The sequence below is a fragment of the Alcanivorax sp. genome (genome assembly GCF_014762765.1).
Taxonomy (GTDB): Bacteria; Pseudomonadota; Gammaproteobacteria; order Pseudomonadales; family Alcanivoracaceae; genus Alcanivorax.
The window spans coordinates 1-10433 of the sequence record NZ_JABURH010000042.1; the positions used below are offsets into that span (position 1 = coordinate 1).

Annotated in this window: 7 protein-coding genes; 5 read left to right on the top strand and 2 right to left on the bottom strand. The window is 61.3% G+C overall.

Annotated features, from left to right (window positions below; genetic code table 11):
* On the bottom strand, nucleotides 1-860 hold an 860-nt coding region (locus tag HUJ17_RS01290), incomplete at its 3' end, for a hypothetical protein (RefSeq protein ID WP_290509006.1).
* 86 nt (nucleotides 861-946) lie between these two features.
* Between HUJ17_RS01290 and HUJ17_RS01295 the strand changes: the two genes are divergently transcribed.
* A complete protein-coding gene (locus HUJ17_RS01295) occupies nucleotides 947-1792 on the top strand; it encodes a metal-dependent hydrolase (protein WP_290509007.1) in 846 nt (281 codons plus the stop codon).
* Nucleotides 1793-2116: 324 nt separating this feature from the next.
* Here HUJ17_RS01295 and HUJ17_RS01300 read toward each other — a convergent pair whose 3' ends face one another.
* Complete coding sequence (locus HUJ17_RS01300; protein WP_290509008.1) at nucleotides 2117-4414, bottom strand: mechanosensitive ion channel domain-containing protein; 2298 nt, start codon at nucleotides 4412-4414, stop codon at nucleotides 2117-2119.
* A 242-nt stretch (nucleotides 4415-4656) separates the two neighbouring features.
* Between HUJ17_RS01300 and HUJ17_RS01305 the strand changes: the two genes are divergently transcribed.
* From HUJ17_RS01305 to HUJ17_RS01320, 4 genes are all read left to right on the top strand, one after another.
* Complete coding sequence (locus HUJ17_RS01305; RefSeq protein WP_290509009.1) at nucleotides 4657-5340, top strand: hypothetical protein; 684 nt, start codon at nucleotides 4657-4659, stop codon at nucleotides 5338-5340.
* The gene (locus HUJ17_RS01310) at nucleotides 5340-7085 is read left to right on the top strand and encodes an SDR family oxidoreductase (protein ID WP_290509010.1); all 1746 of its coding nucleotides are present in this window, start codon (nucleotides 5340-5342) and stop codon (nucleotides 7083-7085) included. The genes HUJ17_RS01305 and HUJ17_RS01310 overlap by 1 nt, the downstream gene beginning before the upstream one ends.
* Nucleotides 7086-7478: 393 nt before the next feature.
* Nucleotides 7479-8324, top strand: a complete 846-nt coding sequence (locus tag HUJ17_RS01315; protein WP_290509011.1) for a MerR family transcriptional regulator — start codon at nucleotides 7479-7481, stop codon at nucleotides 8322-8324.
* A gap of 430 nt (nucleotides 8325-8754) precedes the next feature.
* A partial coding sequence (locus HUJ17_RS01320) for a penicillin acylase family protein (protein ID WP_290509012.1) occupies nucleotides 8755-10433 on the top strand: 1679 nt, incomplete at its 3' end.

Here is a 10433-nt window from a genome sequence, read left to right on the forward strand (position 1 = left end):
TCGTCGAGCATCAGTTCGCGGGTGACGCCCAGTTCATCAAGCAGGTCCATCAGGGTGGTGTCGCCGTACTTGTCGAAGAAGGCGTTGACACCGGAATCCAGCATGGCGATGAAGTAGTCCGTGTGGCGAAGCTCGCGCCAGTATTCGAAGCCGATCACGAACAGCTCCTGGATATCCTCACTGCTGATCAGTTCGCGCAGCTCGGCAACCGGGCGCTGGGAGAATTCCTGCCAGGCGACCAGCACCAGCTCACGCAGTTCTTCCAGGTTTTCATCCCGATACAGCCAGGGGTCGCTGAGCAACTGTTCCATGCGCTTGAGCAACCATTCCTGCAGACGCACTTCCAGGCTACCCAGCCAGCGGGCCGGCAGGCGCTTGCGCAGCTGGTTATGCAGTGCCGGCGGCAGCCCCTGGTGCAACAGGGTCTTCAGCCCCAGCTGAGCACCGCCGGCCAGCAACGCCAGCAGCACCGGATTACGGCCCAGCCAGGCCATGCTCTGACGGGACAGGGGGATCTCCAGCACCTTGTCCAGCAGAGCCATCACCACGTCCTCGTCGACCACATCGCCGATCATTCGGTCGCTCTGGATACCGTGGTCGTAGAACTGCTCCACCATGTCGCCGACCAGCTCGGGGATAGCGCCGCTGATATCCATTTCCGCCGCATATTTCTGGGCGGTAATGCGTATCTGCTCGACACTGACCCAATCGTTCAGGCTGTAGCGGGTGGCCACATCCAACGCGTAATCCAGCTCCTGTTCGATCAGCCCGTCCAGCTGCCCCGGCGACAGCTTTGCCAGCAAATGGTCAACCAGGCCATCGAGTAAACGATCGGCAACTTCCTGTTTATCATGAGCCATTTTTTTCATTTCCCGGTGGAAAAACCTTGCTGTGTGACACAGCAATTGTATCATCGAATGATGTAACAGTTACGAAGGTACGCACTATGGCGATCTCGATTCTTCCCATCCGCCGCAATCTGAAATTCAACCTGAACCCGGCCAAGGCCCTGACCTGGCACCGGGACGGCCTGAATGTCAGCCAGTTCATGAACACCATGAGCCTGTTCTTTCCGGTGGGTGAGCGCTTTTTCATCGACAGCGTACGCAATTACCGTGACCAGATCACGGATCCCGAGCTGAAAAAGGCCGTTACTGCCTTTATCGGCCAGGAAGCCATGCACGGTCGTGAGCACGAAGAATACAACGATTTCGTGGCCCAGGCCGGTATTCCACTGCATGCCCAGGAAGCCTTTGTCGCCCGTCTGCTGAAAGCAGTACAGGATTATTCTCCGCAATCCTTCCAGTTGGCCGCCACGGTGGCGCTGGAACACCTGACTGCCATCCTCGGCGGCGGTCTGCTGGATCTACCGGAAATCATGGAAGGGGCAGACGACGGCTACAAGGCCATCTGGAACTGGCATGCCCTGGAAGAAACCGAACACAAGGCGGTGGCCTTCGATGTCTACCAGGTAGCCATCGGCGACGACAGCAATCTGGGCGCCTATGCCTTGCGCAGCGGCACCCTGGTCGCCGCCACCGGTGTCTTTTTCGCCCTGATGATTCCCTTCTATCTGCACAACGTGCGCATCAAGGGCGGCCTGACCGACCTGAAAGGCTGGCGCGCTGTGGCGAAGCATACCTGGGGCAAGAAGGGTATTTTCCGCAATATCACCAAACCCTGGTTCGACTGGTTCAAGCCCGGTTTCCACCCCTGGGATCACGACAACAGCGAACAATTGAAGAACTTTGAAGCCTTGCTGGGCGACCTCCTCAAGGAGGAGGCCGCCTGACACTTTCCATCACCGAGCTCTCCCTTTTCCGGTGACTCCAGGGTCGGCATTCGTGCCGGCCCTTTTTTTGGCGCAAAAACCCCGCAACGTTGCAAACGTAGGGTGCACTGAGCCTAAGGCGAACTGCACCGATCCGGCGTTTGATGGTGCAGTTCGCCTTAGGCTCAGTGCACCCTACGCAATCCCTGGCGGCGTTCCAGAATTCAGCAGCATCATCAAAAAAGGCACAGAGCAAACAGAGAAAAGGCTTTTCCTCCGTGAGCTCTGTGCCCTCTGTGGTGAAACATTGATGCTCAACAACGCCTGCCGTGGCAGGCGCCTGTCTTACCCGTCGTTGCCATCCTGAGTGGACACCACCCGCTCGTCGGCCAGGCGGATGTTCCCCGCCGGTGCCTTGCCATCCCGGTCTTCGCCGAAGTACAGGGTGGTGTGGGGGAACGGGATCTCGATGCCGGCCTTGTCGAAGTAGATCTTCACCAGCCGGTTGAAGGCACGACCCACGGCCCACTGGTTGCCCGGCGTGGTCTTGATCACCACACGGATGTTCACCGAGCTGTCTGCCAGGGCAGTAACACCGGCAACCGTCATCGGCGCCAGGATATTGTCCTTGTGGGCCCCTTCCTTGAGTTCTTCGAATGCGGCTTCAAGCTGAACGATGGCATCATCAATACTCTCTCTGTAGGCAATGCCGTATTCACCCACATGGTTACCAAATTCACGGGTGAAGTTGGACACCGCATCCACCGAGGAGAACGGCACGATGTGGTAGGTGCCGTACAGATCCCGCAGGGCCACCGAGCGGATCCCCACGCGATCCACGGTACCGGAATTGCCACCAACGCTGACGAAATCGCCGGTGTTCATGGCATTCTCCAGTTGAATGAAGATCCCGGTGATCACGTCCTGCACCAGCTTCTGGGCGCCAAAACCAATGGCCAGACCCAGCACACCGGCGCCAGCAATCAACGGACCGATCTCGATACCGATCTCGGACAGCACAATCATCGTCGTCATGATAATGATGGTAATGGCCATGGTGGTATGGAACAGCCCAAGCAGTGTCTCGCCACGGGCTGCCTCGGCAGGAGTGCTGTTCTCGCGCGGGCTGAACTTGTGCTCCACCAGACTCGCCAGCACCACCCACACCAGGGCCGCCAGCGCCAGGATAATCAGGATATCGATCAGTGCGGAAACCGTCTGCGCACCCGCCGTGGTGGCATACCAGGCGGCCAGGTCATAGAACTCCCAGGCATCCAGCGACAGCACCACCACCAGGATCAGGATCAGTGCGCGGATCACTTTCAAGCCGGTGGGCACATAGGTATTCACCCGGGCCTGCAGCCGCGGCATGCTGGCATTGAGACGGTCTGACAGTTGGATTTCCTTGCCGATCAGCTGTCCCAGCGCCACTGATACCAGCAGTCCCACGCCCACATAGACCAGGGTTTCCAGGGTGGCCAGCGCCACATAGGGCAGAGCTGTCTCCGGGTGCAGCACGGTGACAGCAAACACCAATAGCGCATAGGCCAGCGCCAGCCAGTGCCAGGTGCGCGCCAGTAACAGCAACGACAGACGGATCGGTCCGTAACTGGCATTGGCACGCTCGGTCAGCATCTCACGCAACACCTGCCGCTTTCGCAAAATCACCCCGACGGCGTACGCCAGCGCCACCAGCATGATCAGAGTACCGGTACCGCTACCAACCGCCGGGGACACATTGAAGTTCAACACCGGCACCAACACCAGCATGCCGTAGCCAATCAGCCCGGCCTCGCGGGCCAGAAACCGATTGCAGTAACTGGCCTTGTCCGCCGCCACTGGCAGCAACCGCAGGCCCTCGTAACGGGAAGAAAAGAACATGCGCAGACCGGCCTTGGCCAGTTCCACGATCAGAAAAGCGTTCAGGAACAGGGCCAGCCGGGTGGCATCCGCCCCCAGCTGCTCGGTCAGCACCGGCGCCACAAAGGTCCCGCCCAGGTAGGCCAGCGCCACCACAATGATATCCAGCAGCGCGGCTACCGCCACAGCCACTGTGGTGCGCAGGATGGCCAGCTTTTCCGAACCGGCCTGAGCCCAATGACTGAGGCGGCCAAAGGCGGAACTCGCCAGCGACCGCAACGCCCAGAACACCACGAAGGTGAGCACCACCAGAATGGCGAGATTAAGCAACGCAGCGGTGACCGCTTTCATATTTACCGGAGTGGTAGCAGCCGTATTATCCGCATTGTCATCGCTGATAAACCAGCCCGTCACCAAGCCACTCATGGCCGCGAACTGCTGGCCCACGTCACCGGCCAGATTACCGGTCGCTGAGGCCATGCGGCGGGCCAGAGAGACCTGCGCGGCGGTTTGTCCGCTGGGGGCCTGGGCGGCGATTTCCGCAGGAGGCACCTCACTCTCCAACCCCAGCGGGGCGGGATTGGCGGCAGCCTGCAGACTTCGCAATTGATCAATCAGCTGCTGGCGCGAGGCATCGTTTTCCAGCATTTCTGCCAGTTCACCATATTCCTTGGCGGCAGCAGGCCCCTCCTGGGCGGGCAATGCCGTCGTCAGCATCACTAACAACAGGGAAAGAAGGGCTGTCAGGCCCCGCAACGACTGGGCTTGATGGCGCACACTCATCTCCTTAGTGCCAGCTTTTGCCGGCTCAACCGCTATGTTTGAAGCATATTCAGACGCATACCTTAACAAGGGAGGCCCGGAAAATTGTGAAGATCACGCGAACGCTCTGTACCCGAATTGTCACGCCGCATTGACCCTGGGGAGGCATGCCCGGCAAAGGAATGCCAATCGCACCGGTTGACCGTGACATTGTCCACTGTAATTATCGGACTCCATTCCATAACAACATGGCGGAGGCGTTAATGAGCGCATTCTGGACCCCGGATTCCGTGGCTCTGGCTCCCTATCTCCACAGCCAGGAACAGGCGAACAAGTGCCTGCAGATTATCGCCGCATCCCTGCAACCGGGAATGAGCGAACAGGATTGCGAACTGCTGATCCGCGACTGGCTGCGAGCCCATCAACTGTTTGATCCGGCCCGCCCGCCCAAGGTGCGCTTTGCCGGCCAGACGCCCCGACGTCGCTTTGGCCTGAACAGACCGGGAAAGCGCCGCTACCGGATCGGTATGAGCTATATACTGCGTTGCGATGCGGTGCAGAACGGCTATGTCGCCAAAGCCAGCCTCAGCGGCCCGGCCTCCGTGCTGGCACCGTTGCACGCGCGGCTGCGTGACATTCGCGAGCAACTGCCGCGCACTCTCCAGCAGGGTGAAACGCCGCAGCAGTTGACCAGCCAGTACCCCGGCCTGCGCCAGCATTACCGGCTGGTGCCACTCACAGGCAGCCTGCCGGAGGGCAACCGCATAGACGAAGCCCCGCTAATACCGGGACTGTGGCAGTGGCAACTGACCCTGAGCGATGGCCAACACAGTGTCGCCAGCAGTGAATTTCTGCTGATGGACGACCAGGGTCCGCGCTGGCTGACCGCCACCCCGGCCCACCTGCTCGACAACAGCAATAACGACAAACAAGAGGAAGCAGCCTGATGGTGCAGTGGCGCGATACAACGGTAAGCCGTGACGGCGTGGATCTGGCCGTACGCACCTGGAGTGCGGACAAGAGCCCTACAGTGATCCTGGTGCACGGTTACCCGGACGCCAATCACGTCTGGGAAAAGGTGGCCGAGCGACTGAGCCGGGATTTCAAAGTGGTCGCCTATGACGTTCGCGGCGCCGGCAATTCTTCCGTGCCGCAAGGTCGTGCCGCCTACAAGTTGCGTGAACTGCGCGACGACCTGCATGCAGTCATGGACGCCGTCAGCCCGAACGACAAGGTCCACCTGGTGGGTCACGACTGGGGTTCCATCCAGACCTGGGAATCGGTCACCGACCCGGATGCCGAAAACCGTATCGCCTCCTACACCACCCTGTCCGGCCCCTGCCTGGACCACGTGGGACAGTGGATGAAGGCCCGGCTGCGTGAACAGAAAATCGGCGTTGTGCTGAACCAGCTATCCCACTCCTGGTACATCGGCGCGTTTCAATTACCGGTACTGGCCCCGGCCCTGTGGAAAGCCGGCCTGGCCAAAGCCTGGCCGAAAGTGCTGCGCCGCACCGAAAACCTGGACAGTGAGCCCAGTGCCACCCAGCTCCAGGACGGTACCCACGGCATCGAATTGTACCGGGCCAACATGCTGCCCTGTCTGCTCAAGCCCCGGGAACGACATACCAAAGTGCCGGTACAACTGATCGTCGCCCGCCAGGACAACTATGTGCGCCCGGCTATGCTGGAAGACCTGGCGCAGTGGACCGACCGATTGTGGCGTCGGGAACTGGATTGCGGACACTGGGGCCCGCTGCTACAACACCCGGACGTGACCGCCGACTGGATTCGCGAATTTATTCAGCACGTCGACGGCGCACCCGCCTCCGGCCCGCTGCAGCGCAGTGAAGTCACCGCCGGCCAGCTAAAAGGCCCGGACAGCGGCAAGCGGGTCGTAATTACCGGCGCCGGCTCCGGCATCGGCCGGGAAACCGCCCTGGCCTTCGCCCGTCGCGGTGCCCTGGTGGTGTGCACCGATATCAACACCGAGGCCGCTGCCGCCACCGCCCGCATCATCGCCGCCGAAGGCGGTGAGGCCCTCAGTCGCAAGTGCGACGTGAGCAGCACCCGCTCCATGGAAGCCCTGGCCAACTGGGTGGAAAAGGAACTGGGCGCCCCGGATATCGTGGTCAATAACGCCGGCATCGGCCTGTCCGGCTCGCTGCTGGATACCAGCGTGAAAGACTGGCAACAGGTACTGGGCGTGAACCTGTGGGGTGTGATCCACGGCTGTCGTCTGTTCGCCCGCCAGATGGTCGACCAGGGCCGCGCCGGCCATATCGTCAACGTGGCCTCCGCCGCCGCCTTCATGCCCTCACGCATGTTGCCCGCCTATGCCACCAGCAAGAGTGCCGTGCTGATGTTCAGCGAATGCCTGCGCGCCGAACTGGGCGACCATGGCATCGGCGTCAGCGCCATCTGCCCGGGCATCATCGATACCCCCATTACTCGCAACACCCGGTTCGTGGGCGTGGACAATGAGGAGCAGGATCGCCGCCGCCAGCACGCCCACAAGCTATACCAGCGCCGCGCCTTTACTCCGGACCGGGTGGCACAGGCCATCGTCGAGGCGGTGGAGAAAAACCGCGCGGTGGTGCCGGTAAGCCCGGAAGCGCGGGGCATGCAATGGCTGGGACGCTTCACTCCCTCCCTGGCCCGCAATCTGGCCCAGGTGGAAATCACCCCCTGAGCCGAAGGGGACTTCTGAAGAAGCAGGGCTGTGCCAACCTCTTCGTCATGCAAGCATGACTTCCCACAAACCCTCCGGCATTTGAGGTGTGTGTGGGAAGCGATGCTTGCATCGCGAATCGGCCTGGCGGTGAGCTCCTCTTCGCGATGCATGCACGTTGATTCGCTATTCTCACCCTGCGGCGTTACTCCACTACGCTCACCCCGAGCCTCATAGGAGTCAGCCTGCCGGCGAAGATGCTTCGAACAACGCCGTTTCGCTTGCAGGCAACCTCCTACCTCGGCATTGCAGCGCTCTGCCAAGTGACAACCATCACGTTTATGGCCGAAACCATCAGTCCACAGCCACTGTGGGCTGTGGCGCCTGTGCAAAAAGCGGGCTATCATCGCGGGCATGAAAACCAGTGACCGTAATCCCGCCGCCATCCTTCGCAGCCTGAAGAAATACACCCAGCCTGTGACAGGGGCGCTTCAGGCCGAAGCCGGCAACCACAAGGAATTTACCATCGACGAACTGGCCCGCGAGGCCGGCTCCACGGTGCGTAATGTGCGTGCCTATCAGGACCGGGGCATTCTGCCGCCACCGGAAAAACGCGGGCGAACCGGTATCTACACCGATGTGCATCTGGCGCGCCTGAAAATCATCGGCGCCCTGCTGGAGCGCGGTTACACCCTGAACAATATCCGCGACCTGCTCAGCGCCTGGGAACAGGGCCGCGAGCTCAACGATATTCTCGGCCTGGAAGTGGCGGTCACCTCCTGGCAGACCCCCAGCGTGCCCTCCTACCTGGATTACCAGAACCTGCTGGATGACTTCGGCGAAGACATCACCCCGGAAGTGATGACCAAGGCCGTGAAGCTGGGTTACATCATTCCCGAGGGCATGCGCCTGCGCATTCCCTACCCGCGCATTTACAACGCCGGCAAGGAACTCAGCGAAGCCGGTGTGCCCCTGGACGCCGTGCTCACCCACGTGACCCTGGTCCGCGAGGAAGTGGACAAGCTGGCCGAGCGCTTCATCGGCATGATCATCCACCACCTGGTGGACGAGAAGTACGGTGACGAGGCCCTGCCGGAAGGCGAAGACGTGCCCAAGCTGGCCGACTTCATCACCCGCATCCGCCCGTTGGCCGATGCGGTGGTCAGCGACGAGCTGGGCCGGGTACTGGAAAAGAGCATCAACAAGATTCTGGTCGACCGCCTGGCCAACGTGCTGGCGCATATCGAAAAGAATATCTGAACACCGCCTCTCCTCTCCGTAGGAGCGCAGCGAATAACGTCGCTCGCTGCGCGATAGCCCAACCCAAGATCAAAAGCCTTTTCACCACAGAGGGCACAGAACACACAGAGAAAACCCTGTTTTCCTCAGTGATCTCTGTGCCCTCTGTGGTAAATACGGATCTTCGGGTTTTGGCTTTATGCACTGCGTGCACCCTAGGGGCCGCCCTGTCGGGCGTTACCTGCACTGCGTTCCGGTTCGCGCCGCCAGCGACGCTCCTACGGCAACGCCTCTTCCTCCTTTACACACCGATACATGATTAGCCACCGGTAGGCTTTTCTTGCTGTTTTGTTGCCGGGGCTCCTTTCATACCCGCGGGAATGCCAATCTTGGGACGTTAGTGCGAATCAGGTTCGCCGACCAAAACAATAATGTCCCCGAGGAGAGCATCATGAAACCCGGCCTGTTACTCAGTGCCTTGCTGAGCGCCAGCCTGCTTGCCGCCTGTGGCGGCGGAGGCTCCAGCAACCCGGCACCAGTCAGCAACACCCCCACACCCAGCAACCCGCCGACGCCGGAAACGCCCACTGGCCCGGAACCGCGCCCCTCCAATGTCACCGCTCCCTTTGCGGATTACGGCACGGTACTGAACATCCTGCCCCCGGGTCAGGATGACATCGGCGGCGTTGCCAATCTGAGCGCAGACATTCCCGGTCTCGGAGATCTGCTCAGCACCCTGTTCGACGACCTGGTGGCAGAAACCGGTCTGGTGCCGGCCCTCAGCAAGGAGCCCCACTTCGACGATCAGCTGGGCCTCTACGATGCCCTGGTACGCAGCGAACCCGGGTTGACTGATGACCAGCTCGGCGACTACTTCAAAGCGGCCCCACTACTGGCTCCGGAAGCAGGTAACTGGGAAAGCGAGCAGACCCTGGATGCCGCCGGCTATCAGGTGGATATCAAACGCGACAACTTCGGGGTGCCACACATTTTCGGCGAGTCCCGCCGCGATGCCCTGTTCGGGGTCGGTTATGTGACCGCCGCCGACCGCCTGTTCCTGCTGGATGTGCTGCGTCGTGCCGGCCGTGGCGAGCTGTCCCGTTTTCTGGGACCGGCAGACTTCTCCTTCGACGAGGATATCGCCGTCAATGCCCCCTACCGGGAAGAGGACCGCACCACCATGATCGCCAACACCATCGCCCGTTTCGGCGATGATGGCGCCCAGGTGTTCGATGATGCCACCAACTATGTGGCCGGCCTCAACCAGTACGTGGCCGACGCCCGCAGCGGGCTCCTCGAAGTGCCCGTGGAATACGTGGCCCTGGGGGTGCAACTGGAACCGTTCGTGATTGAAGACGTGGTGGCCATCGCCACCCTGATCCAGGGCATCTTCGCCGGCGGCGGCGGCAACGAGCACAACAATGTTCTGCTGCTCCAGGCTCTGGAGGCCCAGACCGGCAGCAAGGACATCGCCTGCGACCTGTGGAAGGATCTGCGCCACGGTACCGATCCGGAATCGTCCGTGACCACCACCACATCCTTCGCCACCCAGTCACCCCCCACCCTGCCGGACATCTGCCCGCTCAGTGGCGAGCTGGCTGGCCAGTTCCCCGGTGCGGTGATGTTCGATGCCGGCTCCTTCCAGCGCTATGACCCGCTCAGCCATGCACCCTGTGGCCGCCCCGGCCAGCCCGAGTGTCCGGAAGCCCTGGGCAATGTGCCCGCCCTGCCCGGCACCGGTGTGGTCGGTGGTCTGCTGGATACCGTGGGGGACCTGCTCGGTGGCATCCTCTCCCTGTCCTTCCTGGACGATGGCGGTGAGACCCTGTCACAGCAATGGGCCAACCTGACTCGCCAGCTGCCCACTCTCTGGACCCGGAAAGACACCCTCTCCGAGCAACAGCAACAACAGGCCATGCAGCGCATCGCGGCCATCGAAACCGGCATTCAGGGTTTGCGCGACGGCTTCCCCAGCGTCATGTCCAATGCCCTGCTGCTCAATGCGGAGCATTCCGCCAGCGGCCAGCCACTGGCCGTGTTCGGTCCGCAGACCAGCTATTTCGTGCCCCAGCTGCTGCTGGAAATGGCCGTCCATGGTGGCGACATCAACACCCGCGGCATGACCTTCAC